29 protein-coding genes are annotated in these 21,830 nt (G+C 40.3%); 24 read left to right on the plus strand and 5 right to left on the minus strand.

Annotated elements, in window-relative coordinates:
• Positions 1-46 precede the first annotated feature (46 nt).
• The 17 genes from AC2IOM_RS06945 to alr all read left to right on the plus strand — a co-directional run bounded on the left by AC2IOM_RS06945 (position 47) and on the right by alr (position 13,394).
• The gene (locus tag AC2IOM_RS06945; protein ID WP_486359520.1) at positions 47-1,954 is read left to right on the plus strand and encodes a methyl-accepting chemotaxis protein; all 1,908 of its coding nucleotides are present in this window, start codon (positions 47-49) and stop codon (positions 1,952-1,954) included.
• Between the two features lie 32 nt (positions 1,955-1,986).
• Entirely contained in the window at positions 1,987-2,460 is a 474-nt protein-coding gene (locus AC2IOM_RS06950; protein WP_486359553.1) for a redoxin family protein, read from the plus strand.
• A 297-nt stretch (positions 2,461-2,757) separates the two neighbouring features.
• The gene (gene ftnA / locus AC2IOM_RS06955) at positions 2,758-3,282 is read left to right on the plus strand and encodes a non-heme ferritin (protein ID WP_010561957.1); all 525 of its coding nucleotides are present in this window, start codon (positions 2,758-2,760) and stop codon (positions 3,280-3,282) included.
• A gap of 318 nt (positions 3,283-3,600) precedes the next feature.
• On the plus strand, positions 3,601-3,942 hold the full coding sequence (rpsF, locus tag AC2IOM_RS06960; RefSeq protein ID WP_010561955.1) for a 30S ribosomal protein S6: 342 nt from the start codon (positions 3,601-3,603) through the stop codon (positions 3,940-3,942).
• Positions 3,943-3,959: 17 nt separating this feature from the next.
• On the plus strand, positions 3,960-4,307 hold the full coding sequence (priB, locus tag AC2IOM_RS06965; RefSeq protein WP_038637364.1) for a primosomal replication protein N: 348 nt from the start codon (positions 3,960-3,962) through the stop codon (positions 4,305-4,307).
• Entirely contained in the window at positions 4,282-4,509 is a 228-nt protein-coding gene (rpsR, locus tag AC2IOM_RS06970; protein ID WP_010561953.1) for a 30S ribosomal protein S18, read from the plus strand. The genes priB and rpsR overlap by 26 nt, the downstream gene beginning before the upstream one ends.
• Before the next feature lie 36 nt (positions 4,510-4,545).
• A complete protein-coding gene (gene rplI / locus AC2IOM_RS06975) occupies positions 4,546-4,998 on the plus strand; it encodes a 50S ribosomal protein L9 (RefSeq protein WP_010561952.1) in 453 nt (150 codons plus the stop codon).
• A gap of 210 nt (positions 4,999-5,208) precedes the next feature.
• Entirely contained in the window at positions 5,209-5,598 is a 390-nt protein-coding gene (locus tag AC2IOM_RS06980; protein ID WP_486359521.1) for a type IV pilin protein, read from the plus strand.
• A gap of 1 nt (position 5,599) precedes the next feature.
• Positions 5,600-6,028: a GspH/FimT family pseudopilin gene (locus AC2IOM_RS06985; RefSeq protein WP_486359522.1), complete on the plus strand. Its 429-nt coding sequence runs from the start codon at positions 5,600-5,602 to the stop codon at positions 6,026-6,028.
• Complete coding sequence (locus tag AC2IOM_RS06990; protein WP_138630203.1) at positions 6,028-6,432, plus strand: type IV pilus modification PilV family protein; 405 nt, start codon at positions 6,028-6,030, stop codon at positions 6,430-6,432. Before AC2IOM_RS06985 ends, AC2IOM_RS06990 begins: the two co-directional genes overlap by 1 nt.
• A gap of 2 nt (positions 6,433-6,434) precedes the next feature.
• A complete protein-coding gene (locus AC2IOM_RS06995; RefSeq protein ID WP_486359523.1) occupies positions 6,435-6,953 on the plus strand; it encodes a PilW family protein in 519 nt (172 codons plus the stop codon).
• Positions 6,953-8,701 (plus strand): DUF7305 domain-containing protein, encoded by a 1,749-nt coding sequence (locus tag AC2IOM_RS07000; RefSeq protein ID WP_486359524.1) that lies wholly within the window; start codon positions 6,953-6,955, stop codon positions 8,699-8,701. The genes AC2IOM_RS06995 and AC2IOM_RS07000 overlap by 1 nt, the downstream gene beginning before the upstream one ends.
• Positions 8,702-8,843: 142 nt before the next feature.
• Entirely contained in the window at positions 8,844-9,413 is a 570-nt protein-coding gene (locus AC2IOM_RS07005; protein WP_010561946.1) for an RNA polymerase sigma factor, read from the plus strand.
• The gene (locus AC2IOM_RS07010; RefSeq protein WP_486359525.1) at positions 9,400-9,888 is read left to right on the plus strand and encodes a hypothetical protein; all 489 of its coding nucleotides are present in this window, start codon (positions 9,400-9,402) and stop codon (positions 9,886-9,888) included. The genes AC2IOM_RS07005 and AC2IOM_RS07010 overlap by 14 nt, the downstream gene beginning before the upstream one ends.
• A gap of 11 nt (positions 9,889-9,899) precedes the next feature.
• Entirely contained in the window at positions 9,900-10,841 is a 942-nt protein-coding gene (locus AC2IOM_RS07015) for a DUF4097 family beta strand repeat-containing protein (RefSeq protein WP_486359526.1), read from the plus strand.
• Between the two features lie 94 nt (positions 10,842-10,935).
• Positions 10,936-12,315 carry a replicative DNA helicase gene (gene dnaB, locus AC2IOM_RS07020; protein ID WP_010561943.1) on the plus strand — a complete coding sequence of 460 codons (1,380 nt, stop codon included), beginning with the start codon at positions 10,936-10,938 and terminating at the stop codon, positions 12,313-12,315.
• The gene (gene alr / locus AC2IOM_RS07025; protein WP_486359527.1) at positions 12,315-13,394 is read left to right on the plus strand and encodes an alanine racemase; all 1,080 of its coding nucleotides are present in this window, start codon (positions 12,315-12,317) and stop codon (positions 13,392-13,394) included. The genes dnaB and alr overlap by 1 nt, the downstream gene beginning before the upstream one ends.
• A 26-nt stretch (positions 13,395-13,420) precedes the next feature.
• Here alr and AC2IOM_RS07030 read toward each other — a convergent pair whose 3' ends face one another.
• The 3 genes from AC2IOM_RS07030 to AC2IOM_RS07040 all read right to left on the minus strand — a co-directional run bounded on the left by AC2IOM_RS07030 (position 13,421) and on the right by AC2IOM_RS07040 (position 14,835).
• Positions 13,421-13,849, minus strand: a complete 429-nt coding sequence (locus AC2IOM_RS07030) for a secondary thiamine-phosphate synthase enzyme YjbQ (RefSeq protein WP_100914038.1) — start codon at positions 13,847-13,849, stop codon at positions 13,421-13,423.
• 2 nt (positions 13,850-13,851) lie between these two features.
• Positions 13,852-14,319, minus strand: coding sequence for a chemotaxis protein CheX (locus AC2IOM_RS07035; RefSeq protein ID WP_100914037.1), 468 nt, complete (start codon positions 14,317-14,319; stop codon positions 13,852-13,854).
• An 84-nt stretch (positions 14,320-14,403) separates the two neighbouring features.
• Positions 14,404-14,835, minus strand: coding sequence for a transcriptional repressor (locus AC2IOM_RS07040; protein WP_010561939.1), 432 nt, complete (start codon positions 14,833-14,835; stop codon positions 14,404-14,406).
• A gap of 151 nt (positions 14,836-14,986) precedes the next feature.
• Here AC2IOM_RS07040 and dusA point away from each other — a divergent pair, with 151 nt between their 5' ends.
• The 7 genes from dusA (at position 14,987) to AC2IOM_RS07075 (ending at position 20,171) form a co-directional block, all read left to right on the plus strand.
• Entirely contained in the window at positions 14,987-15,949 is a 963-nt protein-coding gene (gene dusA / locus AC2IOM_RS07045; RefSeq protein ID WP_486359528.1) for a tRNA dihydrouridine(20/20a) synthase DusA, read from the plus strand.
• Between the two features lie 197 nt (positions 15,950-16,146).
• Positions 16,147-16,308 carry a hypothetical protein gene (locus tag AC2IOM_RS07050; RefSeq protein WP_157813504.1) on the plus strand — a complete coding sequence of 54 codons (162 nt, stop codon included), beginning with the start codon at positions 16,147-16,149 and terminating at the stop codon, positions 16,306-16,308.
• Between the two features lie 635 nt (positions 16,309-16,943).
• The gene (pspA, locus tag AC2IOM_RS07055; RefSeq protein ID WP_486359529.1) at positions 16,944-17,612 is read left to right on the plus strand and encodes a phage shock protein PspA; all 669 of its coding nucleotides are present in this window, start codon (positions 16,944-16,946) and stop codon (positions 17,610-17,612) included.
• Positions 17,613-17,620: 8 nt separating this feature from the next.
• Entirely contained in the window at positions 17,621-17,827 is a 207-nt protein-coding gene (locus AC2IOM_RS07060; RefSeq protein WP_010561936.1) for a PspC domain-containing protein, read from the plus strand.
• 121 nt (positions 17,828-17,948) lie between these two features.
• Entirely contained in the window at positions 17,949-18,410 is a 462-nt protein-coding gene (locus AC2IOM_RS07065) for a copper chaperone PCu(A)C (RefSeq protein ID WP_486359530.1), read from the plus strand.
• An 8-nt stretch (positions 18,411-18,418) separates the two neighbouring features.
• Positions 18,419-19,402 carry a DUF2333 family protein gene (locus AC2IOM_RS07070; protein WP_486359531.1) on the plus strand — a complete coding sequence of 328 codons (984 nt, stop codon included), beginning with the start codon at positions 18,419-18,421 and terminating at the stop codon, positions 19,400-19,402.
• A gap of 4 nt (positions 19,403-19,406) precedes the next feature.
• Complete coding sequence (locus AC2IOM_RS07075; protein WP_486359532.1) at positions 19,407-20,171, plus strand: TIGR04219 family outer membrane beta-barrel protein; 765 nt, start codon at positions 19,407-19,409, stop codon at positions 20,169-20,171.
• 78 nt (positions 20,172-20,249) lie between these two features.
• On the opposite strand, the gene AC2IOM_RS07080 is transcribed toward AC2IOM_RS07075, so the two are convergent.
• Both AC2IOM_RS07080 and AC2IOM_RS07085 read right to left on the minus strand, forming a co-directional pair.
• Positions 20,250-21,131, minus strand: coding sequence for a TIGR03899 family protein (locus AC2IOM_RS07080; RefSeq protein ID WP_010561932.1), 882 nt, complete (start codon positions 21,129-21,131; stop codon positions 20,250-20,252).
• Positions 21,121-21,654 carry an SRPBCC family protein gene (locus AC2IOM_RS07085; protein WP_010561931.1) on the minus strand — a complete coding sequence of 178 codons (534 nt, stop codon included), beginning with the start codon at positions 21,652-21,654 and terminating at the stop codon, positions 21,121-21,123. Before AC2IOM_RS07085 ends, AC2IOM_RS07080 begins: the two co-directional genes overlap by 11 nt.
• Positions 21,655-21,830 lie beyond the last annotated feature (176 nt).

The following is a 21,830-nucleotide window of genomic DNA, read 5'->3' on the forward strand; positions in this document are numbered from 1 at the left end:
TAAAGTCATATACTCGCAGGGCAAGTTAATAGATTTAGAGTGCCCTATGCGCGTTTCAAGTTTTACCCGATTACTTTTAGTCGTTTTAAGTGCCATCAGTATTGCGCTTGCAGCTGTACTTTTGTGGGCAAGCCAAACAATAAACACCCTTAATCAACAAACCGTTTCGTACAATCAGCTTAAAAATACGGTTGTAGTCGACTTAGCGAATAGCCTGCAAGATTACTTAACGTATGGTGATAATCAGTACTTAACCTTGGCAAAGTCACATATTGAATCGGTTGAACAAAAATTAACGATTTTACCGGCCTCTATTTCTTCTTCTTTGCAAGTGCAATTAACACAGCTACAAAGCGGCATTGACGGAAAATACTTGGCACTGGGTAAGTTAAGCGGTAATAAAAATGCATTGATTGACCATGCGCTTAATGAAATGGCAGATTATGCCAGTGCTTTAAGTCAGTACGCGCAAAAAGCGCAAAGCTCAAATGGCCAAACACGTTTTTATGTATTGGCAAATGCTTATCAAACAAATGTCGTGCAACTGGTTATTGCATTGAAAGAAAACAATTTAGAAAGTACCAATTTAGTGCTGGCTGAACTGACACGAGTTGCAAAAGAGATTGAAAACCTACCCCTATTAGGTGTTTTTGACCCTAATATTGATGAAGACGAACTAATGCTAACGGGCGATGAGCCTGAAGATCTTGGTGAAGAGATCCAAGCCGAACTTGTTAGTTTACCCAATCGTTTGCCAAAAGAGTTGGCAAATACCAAGCGTTTAAATGAACAACGTGAGTTGGGAATTTCATCACTTCGAGAAGAAATTAGCACGTTAACTAACAGCATTTTAACTGCTGAAAAACAACTGCGTGATGAGCAGGCATTAATCGAAGAGCGCGTGTTTTATACCTTGTTAGTGGCGGTTGTAGGACTATTTGTGATTGCGGCAGTGGTCTATTTTACACAAAGAAAGCAAGTGCTTACACCTGTGAGGGCACTCAGAAACGCATTTTCTAAGCTAATTGAAAACGATAATTTAGAGCATATTCAAACAGATAACCCAAAAACTGAAATGGGTGAAATTGCGCAGTACTTTAATCAGTTGATTGAAAAGCAAAAATTAGAAGCACAAGAACGCGCTGAAACTTTGCAATTAGTGAGCGACTTTTTAGCAAATATGAGTGAGCAGCTAAAAGTAATGCTAACGGCGTCAGAGCAATCGATAGATGAAGTTGTGCAAAGTGAAAGCCTGTTAAGCCAAGTGACTGAAATTGGCGAGCAAGTTAATGATATTAACGGCACGGTAAAAAACAATGCGGAACTAACATTCAGTGCAATGGAAACCAGTGTAAGTCAATCTGAGTCGATGCTGGTGGCGAGTAACAAGACCCAACAACAAGTGCAATCGGGTATGGATTCGATGGACCAGTTACTAAAAGGCGTAAGCGATGTGGCGTCTGTTCTCGAAGTTATCAACTCCATTGCCGAGCAAACCAATTTACTTGCGCTTAATGCCGCGATTGAGTCGGCGCGCGCAGGCGAACATGGACGAGGGTTTGCTGTGGTGGCTGATGAAGTAAGGCAGCTTGCGAAACAAACCCAAAGCTCATTGCAAAGCATAAAACAACAGTTAGATGGCTTAACCTTAAGTTCACAGCAGGTTTCGCAACAAATGGGCGAGCTAGCAGACAATGCAAGCCAGCAAACAAAATCGGCAACACAACTAAAAGAAACCGCGAGCAGTGTTGCGGATAATGCGCTATCAGCCTCTGAAGTGGCAAATCAAGCAAGTAGCTTTGCCCTTGAACAAAGTAATTATTTGAATGAGTTTTCGCGCGCGATGGCACAGCTTAAAACGCGTGTACAACAATCAAATACGCAAGTACAAGGAATACAGAGTGATTTAGAGCAGAAGATGGTTCAAATTCGTCATTCTTTAGGTCTACAATAGTGGGTATTCGCCAACAATTGGAAGACACAGATATGATTGAAACGAACCAAACACTGCCAAACCATACATTTAACCTATTAACTGAAAATGGTATGACTACGCCATCGACTGCTGATTTATTCGCAAATCAAAAAGTAGTGATGTTTGCAGTACCAGGTGCATTTACTCCAACCTGTTCAGCAAGGCATTTACCGGGTTTTGTTGAGAATTTTAATGCATTTAAAGAAAAAGGGATTGACCGCATTATTTGTATCTCAGTTAATGATGCGTTTGCAATGAAGGCGTGGGGTGATGCACAAAGTGCAGCAAATATTGATATGTTGGCAGATGGTGATGGTGCGTTCACTAAAGCGTTAGGGCTAGGTAAAGAGACAGGTGTATTTGGTGGTTATCGTTCACAGCGTTACGCCATGCTTGTTGAAAATCAAACTGTTACTCAATTGTGGCTAGAAGAGCCTAAAGCCTTTGAAGTTTCAAGTGCAGAAGCTGTTCTAACGAACCTCTGAAACAAATAAGACTTGTTTTTATTACCCTTTTATTCACGTTTTTCTTTAATTAAATTAAGCAGTTAAATGCCTTGCATTTAACTGCTTAACGCTTACAATGCGGACTTTTAAACCAATTCTGTTACGTGTGTAATTAAATACAGCGCAGGATAAATGAAATGCTAACAAAGCGATATTATTCTTATGGTGTTATTTGACATCGATAAGTTTAGGTGCAGTTAGTATTTGTTTAATCTGTAAGTTCCTTGCAATTAAATGAATTGGTATTAGTTAATCTATTTCGTCGTGGAGTCAGTTATGTTAGCACCTGCAATGGTTGAAAAATTAAACGAGCAAATCAATTTAGAGTTTTATTCATCAAACCTTTATTTACAAATGAGTGCATGGTGTGAAGATAAAGGTTTTGAAGGCGCGGCAGAATTATTGCGTAAGCACGCGTTAGAAGAAATGGATCATATGAATCGTTTGTTCACTTATGTTAGTGAAACTGGCGCGATGCCAATTTTAGGGTCGATCGCTGCGCCACCACATGAGTTTGCGTCGTTAGGTGATGTATTTCGAGAAACACTGGAGCACGAGTGTCAAATCACCAAAGCAATTAATGAATTAACGCATGTTGCGTTTACTACTCATGATTACTCAACATTTAACTTTTTACAGTGGTATGTTGCTGAACAACATGAAGAAGAAAAGCTGTTTAAAGGTATTTTAGACAAAATTGAATTAGTAGGCGAAGACGGTAAAGCATTATTCTGGATTGATAAAGATCTTGCTGAGCTTGCGAAAAAAGGCACTACTTCAATTATGGAACCTGGCGCTTAATTAGTCTGTTGTTATAAGGGTTCAGGTTTCAGAAGCTTTGCTGAACCCTGAACCCTGAACCCTGAACCCTGAACCCTGAACCCTGAACCCTGAACCCTGAACCCTGAACCCTGAACCCTGAACCCTGAACCCTGAACCCTGAACCCTGAACCCTGAACCCTGAACCCTGAACCCTGAAATTCTCTTAAAAATTCTATTTGCACTCTGCAATCAATGTGCGTAAAATGTGCGCTCTTTCGACCATTTAAACTTTGTTTTCCTTGCCTTAAACCGACCGGTCGAAACGGTACGAGGCTAAATTAACCGTAAGGAATACCCATGCGTCATTACGAAATCGTATTCATGGTTCACCCAGACCAAAGTGAGCAAGTTCCTGGTATGATCGAGCGTTATACTGGTTCTATCACTGAAGCTGGTGGTCAAATTCACCGTTTAGAAGACTGGGGTCGTCGTCAACTGGCTTACCCAATCGAAAAGCTTCACAAAGCACACTATGTTCTAATGAACGTTGAAGCACCAACTGAAGTAATCAACGAGCTTGAAACTTCTTTCCGCTACAACGATGCAGTACTACGTAACCTAGTTATGCGTACTAAAAATGCTGTAACTGAAGCTTCTCCTCTTGCTAAAGAAGAGAAGAAAGAAGCTGCAGAAGCTTAATCGTTTTTGAGACTTGTATGACTGATAACCAGTTCGTTTTGTCTGGCACGGTTTGTAAAAAACCTAAATTCAGTCAAAGCCCAGCCGGAATACCACACTGTATTTTTGTGTTAGAACACAAATCTACGCAAATGGAAGCAGGACTTAATCGTAGTAGTTATGTTCGCATTCAAGTGGTTGCCAGTGGCGAAGGCTTAAAACAACAAACTCAAGATATTGATATGGGCACCCAACTTACTGTACGCGGTTTTATTAACCGTCACGAAGGCCGAAATGGCGTGAGTCAGTTAGTGTTACATGCTCATCATATTGAAAGAATTACTATTGGAGATTTATCTCATGGCACGTTACTTCAGACGTCGTAAGTTCTGCCGCTTCAAAGCGGAAGGCGTACAACAAATCGATTATAAAGATCTAGCTACTCTTAAAAACTACATCACAGAAAGTGGCAAAATCGTACCTAGCCGTATCACAGGTACTAGCGCTAAATATCAGCGTCAACTAGCTGCAGCTATCAAGCGCGCACGCTACTTAGCCCTTCTTCCATACACTGACTTACATAAGTAAGCAGCGGTTTAACTAGTTTTTAAAAGGTGTAGAGACATGCAAGTTATTCTACTAGATAAAATCGGTAACCTTGGTGCGCTTGGCGACCAAGTTTCTGTAAAAGCAGGTTACGCACGTAACTTCCTTTTCCCTAAAGGCAAAGCAGTTCCAGCAACTAAAGCTAACATTGAATCTTTCGAAGCACGTCGTGCTGAGTTAGAAGCTAAAGTAGCTGAAGAACTAGCAGCATCACAAGCTCGTGCAGAGAAACTAGAAGCGTTAGCTGAAGTTACTCTTGTATCTAAAGCTGGTGACGAAGGTAAGCTATTCGGTTCTATCGGTACTCGCGATATCGCTGACGCTATCACAGCTGTAGGCCTAGAAGTTGCTAAATCAGAAGTTCGTCTACCTAACGGTACTATCCGTGAAACAGGTGAATTCGATGTAGCTATCCAGCTTCACTCAGAAGTAACAACTACTATTAAAGTAATTGTTATCGCTGAAGCTTAATCAAGTTTCTTGATTAGTAAAAAACCGAGCATTTGCTCGGTTTTTTTATGCTTGTAATTCCTTCCTTGCTGACTCCTTTATCACGCCTAAGTGTTCACCTACATTTACAAAAAGAAATTAACATATAACTGAAAGGTATTGATTTGCATGAATATTGCGCGATAATGACAGCGTTGTCATGTTTTGGGCATGTATTTTAGGGGATACAAAGTGAGAAAAAGGCACTTATTCAAAGAGACTGGGTTTACCTTAGTTGAAATAATGATAACTGTTACCATTATTGGTATTTTGCTAGCGGTTGCGTTGCCAGCTTACGGTGACTATGTCAAAGATGGGCGACGGGCTGAAGCGCAGCAGTACCTGATGCAACAAGCAGGAGTACTGGAACGTAACTATACGCGTTTGGGGCGATACCCTAATGCGCAAGCAATTACATTTAAACAGTCTGACTACTATGCATATAATTACAGACCTGTAAGCGATACTGAGTTTTCATTAACAGCTGCACCTAAGGGGGATCAAGTAGGTGATAAGTGCGGCTCCCTATCAATCAATCAGCAAGGCTTCACCTCCGCCAGCATCGAATCGTGTTGGAAATAGCATGAAAAGACACATAGGTTTCACGTTAATTGAAGTTATGATTGTTGTAGCAATTATCGGCATTCTATCTGCTGTTGCCACGCCAAGTTTCATTAAATATATCAAGCAAGACCGCTTAGTTAGCACGGCTAATGAGCTTATGAGTACGTTTAAAATGGCGCGAAGTGAAGCGATTAAGCGTGAAAAAATAGTCACCTTAACAGCGCAAGGCTCTAATTGGTTAGCCAGTATTGATAATCAAACATTTGTTGTTTTTGATAATGATCAAACAGGGGTCGTGGTATCTGGTGTTACTACACAATCAATCACACCGTTGGGTGAGTTTCCAGTCACTAGTATTGATATTAGTGATCGTGATGGTGATACAACAGATCGCTGTTTCCGTGTATATGCCAGTGGACAAAGTAAGATTGAAAAAGGGAATTGTTAATGAGCAAAATACAAAAATACACAAACCAAGCCGGATTTTCGCTTGTCGAGGTAATGGTAGCACTGATTGTTTCTAGTTTTGCTTTATTAGGTATGGCAGCTGGACAATTGCAATCACTAAAATATGCTTCAAACTCATTTGATTACACTTTGTCACTTCTACAAGCAAATAACGCGGTAGAGCAAACTTGGGCTAATTTATGTGATTTACAAAAGGGCAATGTTGCATTTGCTGATGTAACTCCTGATGCTCAATTTAACAAATATACAATTGATTTTGAGAATAACTTCAACAGCGATTTTTTTCGCGTTGGCGTGAGTTGGTCTGATAATCGGATGACCGACAATTTGGCCAATCGCGTAGAGATAGAAGCCAGTTTTCCTGATATTTCTGGGAGCTGCTAGCAATGATTAAATATGTAAAAAATGGATTTACGCTTGTTGAGCTGATGGTAGCTTTAGCGGTAAGTAGTTTTTTGATGGCTGGTATTTCCTATGTGTATATCGCTATTAGCGAATCAGTAGACACTTCGAAAGAGCTTGAAAACGCGCAAGAAGTTTTAAGGTATAGCTCGGAAGTATTTACCCGAAGTTTAAAACAAACTAAAACGATACCCACAATTCCTAATGCAAATACCATTGTAGTTGAGCAAGCAACCTCAGGTGCGACCGCATGCAATAGTACTAAGCCAGCAGTGCCTTTTATCGAGACCTTTACTTTGATTGATAGTCAATTACGCTGCCAGGTAAATGCTGCCGATGAACAAGTTTTATTAACTGGCCTACAAGATATTAGTTATCGCATAAATGGTAATTTAGTAGAGATCACATTAGTACCTGTAAATTTAAATGTGGATATGCTGGCAAATGGATTTCGAATAGATATTGCGCTGAGTGGCAAGATACTAGAAGAGGCATTGAATTAATGAAAAAGCAAAAAGGTTTTACCTTACTTTCTGTAATGATATTAACCACAATGACGAGCATTATCGTATTGAGTTCATTGCGTGATAACTTTATTCAAGAACGTTTAACTGGTAACTATCAAAAGAAAATGAATGCCCGCTTAGTGTCTGAGAAAGGGATTTTTGAGACACATAAACGTGTAATTGAAGAATTGAGTAAAAATCCCGATGCAACCATTGCGGAATTAATAAACGATACCTTAGGTGAAAATCCTTATATCACTGGCAGCGCAGAAACCGATAATATGTCTTATGCTGCTCAGTTAGGTGTTAACAGTGACGGCTTATTGGAGTTAAACAGTGACGGTAAGCGCTTTGAAGGTGCCAATAATACAGTTGCACTTTTTGAACTGGTAAATAAAGGTGCTGCGTCTGCTTTTTCTTCTGGCTTAATTGGTTGTGAAGGCGTTACATCTACGGCGGGTGGTCGAATAGATGCTTATAACTCCAGTTTAGGGGCATATTCTCGTGAAACGTCGATTCCTGCATCAGCGACTACTACTATTCATCAAGATAGTCATGTGACGCTGAGTGGTGGTGCCAGTGTTTGGGGCGATGTTAGTGCAACTGGTAATATTAAATTGTCTGGCGGTGCAACAGTTTATGGTGATGTACATGCAAATGGCAATATAACCATTGATGTAGGCCCGCAAAATGGCCGAAAAAGTGATGAAATGCCTGAAGGAGAGACTATCTATATTTCTGTATCTGGAGATGTTTTGTCAAACGGTGACGTTATTCTTGCACAAACTCAAATAGGTGGTGTTATTCGGGCTGAAAAAGATCTAACGCTAGGTAACGGTCGCTTAAATGAGGTGCTAAATCGAGATAATAACGGTAAAGATATTATGTACGGAGGAATACTTACGACTCCCAATTCTTTGCCTTCACAGTACAATCAAGATGGTTTGTTATATACCGACCCTACATTTAATGTACTTCCAAATGTGCCAACAGTGCCATCACGTCCGCCTGATAGTGAAATTGATGAAAACTTTGATACTACAGATCCAGCAACAAACTGTGATCCAATTGGTATTGATAACAATATGAATGAATACAAAGAGCTTGGCATAGAATCGCTTGCTTTGAGAAGTGAAAATTCAATTTATACGCTGTATGACAGATCATATACAGCCCCATCACAAGCGCCAGTTTGGGGGGAATCATTTCCCAGTTTATCAGCAAGAAATGAGCAATTACCTACTGGTGAAAGTGTGCCGATGTTCAAAGTTAAGGATCTACTACTTAATGGTGGAGCATTAAAAATTGCTGCAAATAATGACGTTTATTTATTTGTAGATGGTGACTTTACCTTGACTACAAGTGGGTCTTCAAAATTAGAAATTGAGGATGGCGCTAGCCTTACTTTATTCGTAACGGGCAAAGTTCATATTCAAAAAGGTGTGGTTCAGACTGAAGGTATAACTGAATCAGGTAACCCTGTATTTTCAATCTACTCTTCTTACCAAGGTGAAGATGGTATCAAAGTCAATGCAACAGGTGATTTTTATGCTGCTATTTACGCGCCAAAAACAGATGCGTTGATAAAAGCAAGTGGCTCTACAATGGGGTCAATTCGTGCCAAAACAGTATCTATTGATGGTGCAGGAGGGTTTCACTACGATACTAAGTTAGGTGAAATTGGTAATGTATCTACCTGTTGTGGTGCAACAAAGCTCGTCTTCAAAGGCTGGCGCTACTTATAATCTAAGATAACTATCTAATAAAACGCTCTTTTTAAAGGGCGTTTTATTTTTCTCAAAAAAATTTATTTTCATTTAAACCTTTCCAAACCCTTCTTACGTCTAATAAAGTAATCAACAAGAAAACAACACTAGGGAAGTAAATGTGTTAATTGATGCAGAGCAGCGTTTTGTAAAAGAACAAGAAGCAAACTTTGATCTGCAGTTAATCGAAAAAGTGAATATGGGCGATAGGCAAGCATTCCATGACTTGTATAACCGTCACTATAAACGCGTTTTTGCACTTACTTTACGTTTAACCGCAAATGAAAGCCTTGCTGAGGAAGCACTTCAAGAAGTGTTTGTTCAACTATGGCAAAAGCTATCGAGTTTTGATGGCAAAGCAAAATTTACTACCTGGTTACACAGTGTAGCGGCAAATATCACTATTAGTTATTTGCGTCGGCAAACCAATTGGTTGCAAAAAGTTGTCAGTTTTGAACAGGCGGGTATGCCAGAACAAGAAGTGGATATGTGCCACGGTTTAAACGGGTTAGATAAATACATAGTGCGGCTACCAGAAAAAGCGCGACTTGTATTTGTATTGTTTGCGGTAGAAGGGTATCGCCACGAAGAAATTGCAGAACAGTTAAATATGGCTGTGGGCTCTTCTAAAGCGCAGTACCACAGAGCACGTAGTTTATTAAAAGAGTGGATGAGTAATGAAACAGACTAATTTAGACAAAATGCTAGATGAAGCAGTTGCTCAATTGCCAACTGAGGTTAGCCCTAAAAAAGATTTATGGCAGGGCGTGGAAAACGCGATTGCTAATCAGCCTAAACAGACGAGTAAAAAATCTCATGTTTGGCAGCAAGTTACCGCGTTAGCTGCGTGTATGTGTTTAGGCTTACTGAGTTATCAAGTGTTTTTTAACCAACAAAGCAGCCAATATGAGGCGGGCTTAAAAGCGATGACGAAAACCTTTAAACATGAAAAGCAAGCTTTGCTTGTAAAGTACAGCGATCAAAAAGCCCTTGCTGATAATTGGCAAGCGCAATTAGCAGAGTTAGAAGAAGCAGAAAAAGCGATTAAGTTAGCGTTAGAAAATGAGCCAGAAAACGCCACATTACTAAGAATGTTGTCGCAAGTTTACCAGCAACAACTCGATTTAATTAACAAGGTTCATGAGCCTAGCTGGCAACGAATTTAAGAGGAAGTGTTATGAAATTATTAGCTTTTGTTTGTAGTAGTTTATTATCGTTTTCATTGATGGCCGGCGAGCTTATCGATAAAACCATTGATGTACCAAGCAATAACAAAATATATATTGAAAATGATCAGGGCGAAATTATCCTAAAAGGTTGGGATAAACAGCAAATGCAAGTTTCGGGTACCCTTGATGACCGAGCGGATGGTTATATCTTCCGTAACAAAAAAGGCGGACGTACCGAGTTTATTGTGGAAATGCCAAATCATTACAATCGTAAAGACGGTAAAGGTTCTAAGCTCACCATCTTCGTGCCAAAAACACATTTAATCAATATCGAAAGTGTAAACGCCGACATGGATATCGCAGAGCTTAGCGCAGGCATTGTGCTGGATACGGTAAATGGTGATATTGATATTCAAGATGTTACGGGTCGTATCAATCTTGATACCGTAAATGGCGACATTAAATCACACAACCTAAACGGTCAAATTCGTATCGAAACGGTTAATGGTGATATTCGCGATACTAATTCACAAGGTGATATGCGTTTTGAGGCAGTAAATGGTGATTTAAAAAGTACAACACTGAGTCAAGATATTCGCATTGAAAGCGTTAATGGCGATGTAGAAATTAACGCTGATACAATTAAAAATTTTGAAATTACAACGGTGGGCGGAGAAGTTGAAGTTGCTATGAAAGCTTTGAGCCGTGGCGCTAATATTCAAGCTGAAACAGTTAATGGTGATATTTTGTTTAAATTACCGCGTGACTTATCAGCAGATGTTGAAATAGCAGCTCACGCTGGCGGTAAAATTAGAAATGGTCTATCAAAAGATAAACCTAAAAAAGCAAAATATGGCCCATCAAGCTCGCTTGAATTTCAACTGAAAGATGGTGATGTTGAAATCGAAATCGACACAGTAAATGGTCGTATTGAGTTAAAATACAATTAATCATCGCGCATATTTAATAAAGCCCAGCTCAATGCTGGGTTTTTTTATTGGTTCTGGTTAGAATAGCTAGATTCTCTTCGAGTTAAATCCAGTCATGGCAAAAGCAGATAAACAGTTAGATACCTTAAAAGTCCCTCCGCATTCAATTGAAGCTGAACAGTCGGTGTTGGGCGGCCTAATGCTTGATAATGAAGCATGGGACCGTGTTGCCGAGCGAGTTGTAGCGCAAGACTTTTATACCCGCACGCACAAGCTCATTTTTGAAGCGATGGAAAAGCTAGTTGAAAGCGGTCAACCCATCGATTTAATTACTATTTCTGAAACATTAGAAAAAACCAATGAGCTGGATTCAATTGGTGGATTTGCTTATCTAGGCGAAATCGCTAAAAACACGCCAAGTGCAGCGAATATCAACGCTTACGCTGAAATTGTACGCGAGCGCGCAGTAGTTCGTGAAATGATCCATGTGGCTAATGAAATTGCTGATGCCGGTTATAACCCTGAAGGGCGAGATAGCCACGACTTACTCGATTTAGCTGAAACCAAAGTATTTAAAATTGCTGAGCAACGTACAAAAAGCTCAGATGGTCCGCAGAATATTCATAATATTCTGGAAAAAACCATCGACAAAATTGAAGAGTTATATCAATCACCGCAAGACGGTGTGACGGGTGTAAGTACGGGCTACAGCGATTTAGACAAAATGACGGCGGGTATGCAACCGTCAGACTTAATTATTGTTGCCGCGCGTCCTTCAATGGGTAAAACCACATTTGCCATGAACCTTGCAGAGCATGCTGCAATGACGCAAGACAAGCCAACGCTTATTTTCTCGCTAGAGATGCCGTCAGAGCAGATTATGATGAGGATGCTGGCATCCCTTGGTCGTATTAACCAAACCAAAGTACGTACCGGTCAGCTAGATGATGATGATTGGGCGCGTTTATCGTCAACCATGGGGTTGTTGATTGAAAAAGGCAAAATGTTTGTCGATGACTCATCAGGCCTAACACCTACTGAGTTGCGTTCACGTGCGCGTCGTATCGCTCGTGATCATGGCGGTATTAGCATGATTATGGTGGATTACCTTCAGCTAATGCGAGTGCCAAGCTTACAAGACAACCGAACATTAGAAATCGCTGAAATTTCACGATCTCTTAAAGCCTTAGCAAAAGAACTTGAATGTCCGGTTATTGCACTCTCTCAGTTGAACCGTACACTAGAGCAACGTGCTGATAAACGTCCAATCAACTCCGACTTACGTGAATCGGGTTCAATCGAGCAGGATGCCGACTTAATCATGTTTATTTATCGAGATGAAGTTTATAACGAGGATTCAACCGATAAAGGCGTCGCTGAAATTATTATTGGTAAGCAGCGTAACGGTCCAATTGGTAAAGTACGCTTAACTTTCCAAGGTCAATTCTCGCGATTTGATAACTACGCGGGACCTGCAGTGGATGATGAGTATTAATGCGACTCGCTTGCGCCGAAATCAATTTAACAGCGTTAAATCTTAATCTAGCGCGAGTAAAAGAGCTTGCGCCGGGTTCACGCATTATGGCTGTGTTAAAAGCCAATGCTTATGGTCATGGTTTAGTGACTATTGCGCAAAGCCTAGTTGACGCAGATGCTTTTGCGGTTGCCAGAATTGACGAAGCCTTGGCGTTACGCGCAGGTGGTGTAATTAAGCCAATCGTGCTGCTAGAAGGGGTTTTTCGCGCGGAAGATTTAGCGATTGCGGCAACCAGTAACTTTAATGTTGTGGTGCATGATGAAGCGCAGCTGGTTATGCTTGAAAACGCACAGCTTGCAAGCCCAATAACTGCATGGTTAAAACTTGATACCGGCATGCACCGTTTAGGCATTGAGCCTAATCAGTGTCATGATATGTACACGCGTTTAGAGCGCTGTGTTAGTGTGGCTGAAAATATTAAGTTAATGACCCACTTCGCCTGCGCAGACGACCTTGACGATGGTAAAACGACGGAGCAAATGGCGCTCTTTTTCGATAGTATTAAAGGAAGAAATAACGAACTGTGCTTGGCAAATTCAGCGGGCATTGTTGGTTGGCCAAATAGTCATTGTGATTGGGTTAGACCTGGCTTAATGCTTTATGGCGTATCACCAATGATCGATTCAACAGGGCAAGATCATCAATTAATCGCAGTAATGCGATTAACCAGCAGTATTATTGCTATTCGTGATGTAAAAGCGGGTGAAACGGTTGGTTATGGCAGTGCCTGGCGTGCAGCGAGCGATACTCGAATTGGTGTGGTAGCAATGGGTTATGGCGACGGCTACCCAAGACATGCGCCAAACGGCACGCCAGTGATGATTCAAGGTAAGCGCTTTGTGATTGTCGGTCGTGTGTCGATGGATATGATCACCGTAGAACTTGGCGATGACGACTCAGTGGCCTTAGGTGATGAAGTAGAGTTATGGGGACCAAATTTGCCAGTTGAGCAAATTGCGCAGTTTGCAACGACCATTCCTTACGAGCTTCTGTGCAACATAACCCCTCGGGTTGAATATAAGTATATCCAAGAATAGTTTTATTTTACAGCTAAGTGCGAGGTTTAGAATACCTCGCCTTGTATTGTAGCGACTAAGGTGCGAGCACCTCCGTAATCTCTGTGTTCACCAAGATAAATACCTTGCCACGTGCCCATATTAAGCTGACCATTAGCAATGGGAATTGAGATACTTGAACCCAGTGTGCTTGCCTTAATATGCGCTGGCATATCATCATCACCTTCGTAATCATGCTGATAATAACTTTGACCTTGCGGTACAAACTTATTGAAATGAGTTTCCATATCAATACGCACGGTTGGATCGGCGTTTTCGTTAATCGTTAAACTCGCAGATGTGTGCTGTATAAATAGGTGCAGTATGCCAATACGATAATTGCTCAGTTCAGCAAGATGATGCGTAATTTCAGCGTCTATTAAATGAAAACCTCGCGCACGAGGTTTTAATTGAAAGCTTTTTTGTTGCCAACTCATAATTATAGTTTGTCGAAACAAACCTCAATATGTGCTGCACCAAAATCCGATGTAAACGGCATAATAAGTTTAGGGCCTTCACATTTATGCGTGATAGTGTGGTCTTTACCTGATACAACAACGGGCGTTGCCATATCAAATTCGTAGCCCTTGTCGCCTAATAGGTTTTTAGCACCACCGGCAACCATATTGGTAATTTCACCAACCATATCGGTGACCTCTTCATTTATTTTCTCAGGGCGTTCACCGAGCATGCGCTCCATAATGGTCATGGCGAGTTCGCCATCAAATGTGATAGACAAAGAACCTTTAGTTTGTGGGCCAACCATGCCGATTAAGCCAGATACATCGCCAACAGCTACTTCTGTTTTCTTTATTTTGGGCTTGCCCGGCGATAGATCAGTTTGTGCCATTGTTGATAACACATTGAGCAAAGAAGAAATAAATGGGTTTATGAATTCTACATTCATGTTTTAGTCCGGTTCCGTTTTTTAGGCGTATATCATCTATAATTCAAGAATGAAGTTGCGATTTTTGCAAACTAATTCTGATATTTATTGACACTTAGCGCAAATACCACGCGCTTCAATTGTTTGAGTTACAACTTTAAAACCCAAATCTGTCGCTTGGTTGTTCAGCTCGTGCGCAATTGCGTGAGAATGAAGCTCTTCAACATGGCCGCATTTTTCGCAAATGAGTAACTGAACTGGATGAGTATGTTCAAAATGATGGCACAGCATAAATGCATTAGTGCTTTCAATTTTGTGAATAAAGCCCATTTCGGCTAAGAAATCGAGCGCTCTATAGATTGTAGCAGGTTTTGCATTAGGCTCAGTTTGCTTTAATTGCTCTAGCAAATCATAAGCGCCAACACCTGATTGAGTGCCAGCCAATAAGCGAAAAACTTTCTCGCGAATTGTCGTAAAGCGAACCCCTTTGTCGTTGCAAACGACTTTTGCTTTTTCTGTTAATGCTTCAACTGTCATAAAATTGTTCCTCGATATCAAAGTCATCTTACCACAATCAATTTAACTATTTGTAGTTAAGTCTTTAAGCAAATCCCTCTTTTATGAATATAAATTGAGCAAAGACAAAAAATCGAGTAGAATCGCGACCCCATATTTACTGAGGTGTAGCGTGAATAGACGTTTTTCTGTAGCCCCAATGCTCGATTGGACGGATAGGCATTGTCGTACTTTCCATCGACAATTAACAAAGCATTCAGTGTTATACACTGAGATGATTACAACTGGTGCAATTATCTTTGGCAAAGGTGATTACTTACATTTTGGCCAACATGAGCAACCAGTGGCATTGCAATTGGGTGGTTCCGATCCTAAAGCATTAGCAGAATGCGCAAAACGTGCTGACCAATATGGTTATCAAGAGATTAATTTAAACGTCGGTTGCCCATCTGATCGAGTGCAAAATGGCCGTTTTGGTGCCTGTTTAATGGCTGAGCCTCAGTTAGTGGCTGAATGTATTTCGGCGATGAAAGCGGAAACAGACGTTCCTGTTACCGTTAAAACGCGTATTGGAATTGACGAGCAAGATTCTTACGAGTTCTTAACTGCATTAATTGATGCTAATTATAATGTGGGTTGTCGTGATTTTATAATCCATGCACGTAAAGCGTGGTTACAAGGTTTAAGCCCGAAAGAAAACCGTGAAATCCCGCCGCTCGATTATGAGCGTGTTTACCAACTTAAGCGTGATTTTAGTGATTGTCACATTTCACTAAACGGTGGCGTAAAAACCATTGATGAATGTTTAACGCATTTACAGTATATTGACGGTGTAATGGTTGGACGTGAAGCATATGCCAATCCATATATGCTGGCTGAAGTTGATAAGCTAATTTATGGTGATGAGCAAAGTACCATGTTGACTCGCCACCAAGTGGTGCGCAATATGTTTGATTATATAGAATCAGAAATGACACAAGGTGCAAACTTTTGGCATGTTGTAAGGCATATGCTGGGTATTTTCCAAGGTCAGCCAGGAGCACGTTCATACCGTCGTCATCTTTCTGAAAATGGTCATAAGAAAGATGCCCAAATTTCATTACTGGAAGAAGCGCTGGCGTTTGTTCCTGAGTAATATCCCGAAATAGGGAAACCCCAATTCCGTATTTGGGAAAATTAAAAGCTAAATATTGGTTAAATTAACCAGTGTTTGGCTTTTTTTTTATTTATTAGACTGGTGATTTTCGTTATTTTCTTTTAAATCAATTGGTTATGTTTTTGGCATGTTCTTTGTTATGTATTACGTACGATTCTTAATATTAACCGAACGTTATGTTAGCAAAAATAGTTACTACAGCGTTGTTACTTATCAGTTTACTTCTGCAATCTGTACTTGCAACGCAAGCAGAGCAACAAGCGCAGCTTGAGCAGGTGTGTGAGCAAGTACCGAGTGTGGCTAACTTATTGCAATTGAAGTGCGAAAAAGGAGCTTAAAATGTTGGACTTACTTGATTTATTTAGCCTGTTTTTATTACCAGTTGTTAGTTTATTAGTGACAGTGGGTGTGTGGCACGGATTTATTGGGCAGCGTGGTCAAACTCTTTTTAAATAATTAATCTGCAGCTTTATTTCATATTTAAGCTTGTAATCTTTGTTAATCCTTAATCTGCGAATTTCTCCCCTCTTGGGGCAGCTGTAATACGTTTGGAATTACACCTGACGTTTGAGACATTACATATACCTTCTCTATATAAGCTTGTTTGCAATTAATCCCGTTGTTGATGCATTCAATAGCGTTATCAATAGCGCGTTATTTTCTTAGTTAGTGTCGTAACCTTTAATTAATTGTTATCGTAAAGCAGTGCCTTGTAATCTTTTTGATTTAATTCACTACTTAGCGCTAGCTTTAAAATCACGCGCTTAAACCTTCGTAAAATACTCGCTAAATAAAACTTTAATTATTAGTTAATTTAACCAATATTGTGGTTAATTTAACTATTTTACAACTTTTTATAAATCTAAATTAACTTTAACTTATTGTATTTGTTGGTTTTGTTTGTTTTGGCACAATGATTGGAATAACAGAATACACAAGAGAAAAAATAGACGAATATCAACAGGAGAGAGTTATGGGCATTTTTACTCGATTAACCGACATTATCCAAGCGAACGTATCAGCAGCCTTAGACCGTGCTGAAGATCCAGAAAAACTAGTGCGTCTAATGGTACAAGAAATGGAAGAAGCGCTAGTAGAGTTACGCACTACATCGGCAAGCTTGATAGCTGAAAAGAAAACACTGCAGCGCAAGTTAACCAAACAGCAATCATCAGCAGACTATTGGCATGCTCAAGCTGAAAAAGCGTTGCAAAAAGAGCGTGAAGATCTTGCTAAAGCAGCACTTGCTGAAAAGCAAAAAGCAAATAAAGAAATCGATGTGATTCAACCAGAAATTGATCGTATTGATGAAGTGCTAAGTAAAGTTGCGCAAGACAGTAATTCATTGCATCAAAAACTAACGCAAGCGAAGGGCAAACTGAAAGAGTACCAAATTCGCTCGCAGTCAGCAGAAGTTAGAGTGAAAGCCAAATCACAGCTTCACAGTGAGCAAATTGATCGGGCGCTAGAGCGTTTTAACGAAATCGAATACAAAGTGGACCGCATTGAGGCACAAATTGAGTCTTACGAAGTAACTCAGAGTTCGAACCTTAAAACGCAGTTTGACGAGTTAGAAAAAGACGACGCACTAGATGAAGAGCTAGCGGCATTGAAAGCACAAGTTGCTAAAAAAGCAGCGTAGGAGGGGTTATGAAATCTCATATACATAACGGCAGTTTTTACAAAGACAGACTAAACAAAAAAGTGTCGGGCGTGTGCGCAGGTCTTGCTCTTGGTAATAGTTTACCAATCTGGAGCGTAAGATTAGCCGCAGTGGCAGCGTTGTTGGTTTTTCCTGTCGCAACTTTGCTCGCTTATTTTGTTGCAGCAACAGTACTGCCAGCACGCTATTATTAATTTTTTACTTAGGGGAGCTGGACCTAACCGCTCCCCCTAAAATTTACAATAATTAATAATTTTCAGGTACTTTTTGCATCTTCCTCTGTAGTATACTGAATCAAAGCATGGAGGGATTTTGATGTTTAAGCGCTATCTATTAATTATTATTTCAGTTTTTTCTTTTTCACTTGCAGCTAACCAAATTACAGTATCTGACTTTACTGTTCGCGAGTTTATTCCCGGAGCGCCATCAAGCGTTGGGTATTTTCAGCTTGCTAACCACACGAACCAAGATCAAGTGCTTACTTCAGTCAGCATTGAAAAATTGGGTCGTGTTGAGATCCATAATCATGTGCAGAAAAATGGCATGATGAGTATGGTTAAACTAGAAAAATTGGCCATCGATGCACATTCTACAGCGATGTTTCAATCAGGTGGTTTGCACCTTATGCTGTTTTCACCTAAATCTAAATTAATTAAAGGTGAATCGCTAAGTGCTACATTTAGTTTTGCATCTGGTTTAACGGTAAACGGTAAAGCGACGGTTGTTGGCATTAATGAAAGCGTTGAGAATGCGCATCAGCATCACCACCATCACTAGGAGGGGATATGCAACATAAAGGTAAAATTGCAGCTGCGGTTGCATTTATTTTCTTGTTTTTTTATCTAATCGCGGTTTATTGGAGTATTGAACCCGATATATTTAACGTGCAAGAGCGCGCAGAAAATGCGGCTAAACAAGAACAACAGCAAGTGGTTACCGGTTACGTTACTACAACTGCTGTAATTGAAGTTGCCAGCACATTGTTAAATAAGCCAGGTGGTTATTTAACTAACGATGTAATGCCACCGTCAGTAATGATGGATAATATGCCGTCATGGGAATTTGGCGTGTTGGAAATGACCCGTGATATCACGTTGGCAATGCGTAAAGATTTTAGTCGCTCTCAGTCTCAATCAACGGAACACTCTGAGCTTAAAGCTGCACAGCCACAGTTTAATATCAATTCAACCGCATGGATTTTACCAAGTGCGGAAGATGAGTATCAAAAGGGCATAGACGCATTAATTCGTTACCGTAAAGATATCGCAAATCCGGTAGATTCTAGCGCGCAATTTTATGCTCGAGCTGACAATTTACGTGCCTACCTAAAAGAGGTTGAAAAGCGTTTAGGTAGTTTAAGCATGCGTTTAAGCAGTAGCGTAGGGCAAGATAAAATTAACACTGATCTTGCCGGCGATACAGCTGCGCGTCGCGCAAGTTATGCGCCATCACACCAATTGGTTAAAACGCCTTGGTTAGAAATCGATAATGTATTATATGAAGCGCGCGGTGCGAGTTGGGCGCTGTTACATTTTTTTGCGGCCATTGAAACCGACTTTGCCGATGTGTTAGAAAAGAAAAATGCACGTGTTAGCGTTAAGCAAATTATGCGTGAATTGGAAGCAACACAAGAAACTGTTTGGAGCCCAATGGTGTTAAACGGCAGTGGCTTTGGCTTTGTCGCAAATCACTCATTGGTAATGGCAAATTATTTATCGCGCGCGAATGCCGCGATTATTGAATTATCAGAATTACTCTCTCAGGGATAACTTAATGAAAAAAATGATGTTTGGTGCAGCACTAATTGCTGCCGCAATGGTACCACAGGCGAAAGCAGACACTTTGTTAGGCCTGTATGTTGGTGGTGATTATTGGGCTGCACAAACCGATGGTGCGCTAGGTACGTCGAGCGATATGCAAAGCTTCAATTTTGAAGATAAAGAATACGGCAGTTACTATGCAGCGCTTGAGCACCCAATCCCGTTAATACCAAATGTAAAATTAAAATATACCCAATTAGAATTAGCAGCTGATGCCAATTTAAATACCTCGTTTGGCTTTGGTGATAAAGTATTTAAAGTTAACTCAACAGTTACAGGCGACAGTGATTTAAGCCATGTTGATTACGTACTTTATTACGAAATCTTCGACAACGACTTGGTGTCGATTGATTTAGGTTTATCTGCTAAACAGTTTGATGGCTATGTAGCGGTTAAAGGCGATCAACAAGGTTCAAACTTTGGTGAAGAGTCGGTTGATTTTAATGGTTTTATTCCTATGGCTTATGGTGCGGTGCAGTTTGGTTTACCGTTTACTGGATTGAGCGCATTTGCCGAAGGCCAGCTATTAGCAATTGGTGATAGCAAAATTCAAGATTATCAAATCGGTGTTGCGTGGGAGTTTATCGATAATATGGCGGTGGATGTTGCTGTTAAAGCTGGTTACCGTGCAATGTTACTTGAATTAGATGACGTTGATGATATTTACACAGATATCGACGTTGATGGTGTATTTGCTGGCTTGCAAATTCACTTCTAATAGAATACCCGCATCGGAATTTGGTTTACGCTAGCAAATAGCTGGGTTTACCAAGTTCATACTATAGTTTTGCCAACTTTAGCTGTTGGCAAAACTCACATCAAAGCTCTTCTCTAATGCCTTTTTCAGGCACTCTAAATATTGATTACTAAGTTTATTACTGGTTAATCGCGCTAGCGAGAACCCTGTTTGGGTAAACTTATAGTACGTTAAAATACTGCCTTGACGCTTAGCTGTTAGGGTTAAGGTACCGTTGGCAAAGCTTAATGTTTGGCTTTCACCTCGTTCAAATGCTTTAGATTCAATCTCTTGCTGATAAATTAACTCAATGTCGATAAGTGTTAAAATATCGGGATAATTGAGTCCGGCGCTACTTAAGTTCACGTAGTTTTTTTTATGCGGATTTAAAAAATTAAGCAAACTTGGCGCAAGGTAGCTGCCAGTAATTATTTGGTGAAACCCATCACTGGCCGATTTACCCGCACACCCTGTTGCCAATTGTAATACGTCAGCTTCTTTTGGTGTGATGTGTTTAAGCGTGATCAAACTCTTATACGAAAATGATCCCGGATTAATAACTTCACCAGCAAGTACTTTCGCCCATAACTTTTGAATATTGCTATTGCTGGTATCTTCGGCCAGCTCTAAAAAGCGCTCAATCCAATCAGGGTCCGGCTCACCTTGTGAGGTTACTGGCGGGCAGTAATGTTGCGCTAATCCAAGAATCGATTCAATATTTGTTTGTTTTCGAACGAGTGCAAGCTTACGGCGCTTTTGTGCGCGTTGCAGTGTGCTTTCGGTGCTATTGTAATTTGGTAGAGGGTTAAGGGTTTTAGAAACACTGTCTTGCTCAAGGCGCTTTGATGCTTGCTCTGCGTTTACTTTATTGTGTTCTACACCCACTTTGCTTTTAATTATCTTTGCAAGGTGTTGTTGTGCCGTAATCGGTTTAATTGGCATCTTGTTGTTCCATCTTTTGACTTTTGCAAAGCGAGTTTAAATTTCGTAACCCTAAATCAATCGCGTCCTGCATTTTATATTTATGGTATTGCGTTAATAAACTACCCACTAGCGGGGTGTTAATGCCACCTTCAATTGCCCAACTTATTTGTAATTTATTGGCAAATGGCTTGGCAACAAAGTGACCAATATTAGTATGGTGGTCAATAATACTGGTGTAGGAAATGCTGTTATTACTAATCGCTGTTACCGTCATTTCACCAATGCGTTCGCCGCTTTGCCACTTTAAATAGGCGCCAATCTTATTACTGTTAGCAAGCTCTAACTCTTGCCATGTTTTTTCGTACGTTGCCCACGGTGTCCACAAGTGCCAATTAGCTAAATCCAACACCCAGCTTTGAAATTGCGGTTGCTGACAATGGCTCGTTATGGTTTTTTCAATGGTATAGCGATTTGGCAATAAAGCGCTGGTTATTGCAATTACCAAAACTATGCTAAACAAGGTGCGAATTAAGTACCGCATTTGGCTCCGTATTTTCAGAAAACACTATAGTTATCATAGTATTTTTAAACATTCTAATTAATAGTCTATACTAGGTAAGTGGCTGATGCTAACGTTGCTTTAGCGCTATGTTTTGCTCACCAAAGTTTAAGTGGCAAATTACCGGATAACAAAAAAAATAATTGTGACCAGAGAAA

This window comes from Pseudoalteromonas sp. NS-SX12 (assembly GCF_057367955.1).

Excerpts from the sequence above, each read along its gene's own strand:
- AC2IOM_RS06945 (WP_486359520.1), top strand. The coding sequence starts at position 47 with ATGCGCGTTTCAAGTTTTACCCGATTACTTTTAGTCGTTTTAAGTGCC.
- AC2IOM_RS06950 (WP_486359553.1), top strand. The coding sequence starts at position 1,987 with ATGATTGAAACGAACCAAACACTGCCAAACCATACATTTAACCTATTA.
- ftnA (WP_010561957.1), top strand. The coding sequence starts at position 2,758 with ATGTTAGCACCTGCAATGGTTGAAAAATTAAACGAGCAAATCAATTTA.
- rpsF (WP_010561955.1), top strand. The coding sequence starts at position 3,601 with ATGCGTCATTACGAAATCGTATTCATGGTTCACCCAGACCAAAGTGAG.
- priB (WP_038637364.1), top strand. The coding sequence starts at position 3,960 with ATGACTGATAACCAGTTCGTTTTGTCTGGCACGGTTTGTAAAAAACCT.
- rpsR (WP_010561953.1), top strand. The coding sequence starts at position 4,282 with ATGGCACGTTACTTCAGACGTCGTAAGTTCTGCCGCTTCAAAGCGGAA.
- rplI (WP_010561952.1), top strand. The coding sequence starts at position 4,546 with ATGCAAGTTATTCTACTAGATAAAATCGGTAACCTTGGTGCGCTTGGC.
- AC2IOM_RS06985 (WP_486359522.1), top strand. The coding sequence starts at position 5,600 with ATGAAAAGACACATAGGTTTCACGTTAATTGAAGTTATGATTGTTGTA.
- AC2IOM_RS06990 (WP_138630203.1), top strand. The coding sequence starts at position 6,028 with ATGAGCAAAATACAAAAATACACAAACCAAGCCGGATTTTCGCTTGTC.
- AC2IOM_RS06995 (WP_486359523.1), top strand. The coding sequence starts at position 6,435 with ATGATTAAATATGTAAAAAATGGATTTACGCTTGTTGAGCTGATGGTA.
- AC2IOM_RS07000 (WP_486359524.1), top strand. The coding sequence starts at position 6,953 with ATGAAAAAGCAAAAAGGTTTTACCTTACTTTCTGTAATGATATTAACC.
- AC2IOM_RS07010 (WP_486359525.1), top strand. The coding sequence starts at position 9,400 with ATGAAACAGACTAATTTAGACAAAATGCTAGATGAAGCAGTTGCTCAA.
- AC2IOM_RS07015 (WP_486359526.1), top strand. The coding sequence starts at position 9,900 with ATGAAATTATTAGCTTTTGTTTGTAGTAGTTTATTATCGTTTTCATTG.
- dnaB (WP_010561943.1), top strand. The coding sequence starts at position 10,936 with ATGGCAAAAGCAGATAAACAGTTAGATACCTTAAAAGTCCCTCCGCAT.
- alr (WP_486359527.1), top strand. The coding sequence starts at position 12,315 with ATGCGACTCGCTTGCGCCGAAATCAATTTAACAGCGTTAAATCTTAAT.
- AC2IOM_RS07030 (WP_100914038.1), bottom strand. The coding sequence starts at position 13,849 with ATGAGTTGGCAACAAAAAAGCTTTCAATTAAAACCTCGTGCGCGAGGT.
- AC2IOM_RS07035 (WP_100914037.1), bottom strand. The coding sequence starts at position 14,319 with ATGAATGTAGAATTCATAAACCCATTTATTTCTTCTTTGCTCAATGTG.
- AC2IOM_RS07040 (WP_010561939.1), bottom strand. The coding sequence starts at position 14,835 with ATGACAGTTGAAGCATTAACAGAAAAAGCAAAAGTCGTTTGCAACGAC.
- AC2IOM_RS07050 (WP_157813504.1), top strand. The coding sequence starts at position 16,147 with ATGTTAGCAAAAATAGTTACTACAGCGTTGTTACTTATCAGTTTACTT.
- pspA (WP_486359529.1), top strand. The coding sequence starts at position 16,944 with ATGGGCATTTTTACTCGATTAACCGACATTATCCAAGCGAACGTATCA.
- AC2IOM_RS07060 (WP_010561936.1), top strand. The coding sequence starts at position 17,621 with ATGAAATCTCATATACATAACGGCAGTTTTTACAAAGACAGACTAAAC.
- AC2IOM_RS07065 (WP_486359530.1), top strand. The coding sequence starts at position 17,949 with ATGTTTAAGCGCTATCTATTAATTATTATTTCAGTTTTTTCTTTTTCA.
- AC2IOM_RS07070 (WP_486359531.1), top strand. The coding sequence starts at position 18,419 with ATGCAACATAAAGGTAAAATTGCAGCTGCGGTTGCATTTATTTTCTTG.
- AC2IOM_RS07075 (WP_486359532.1), top strand. The coding sequence starts at position 19,407 with ATGAAAAAAATGATGTTTGGTGCAGCACTAATTGCTGCCGCAATGGTA.
- AC2IOM_RS07080 (WP_010561932.1), bottom strand. The coding sequence starts at position 21,131 with ATGCCAATTAAACCGATTACGGCACAACAACACCTTGCAAAGATAATT.
- AC2IOM_RS07085 (WP_010561931.1), bottom strand. The coding sequence starts at position 21,654 with ATGCGGTACTTAATTCGCACCTTGTTTAGCATAGTTTTGGTAATTGCA.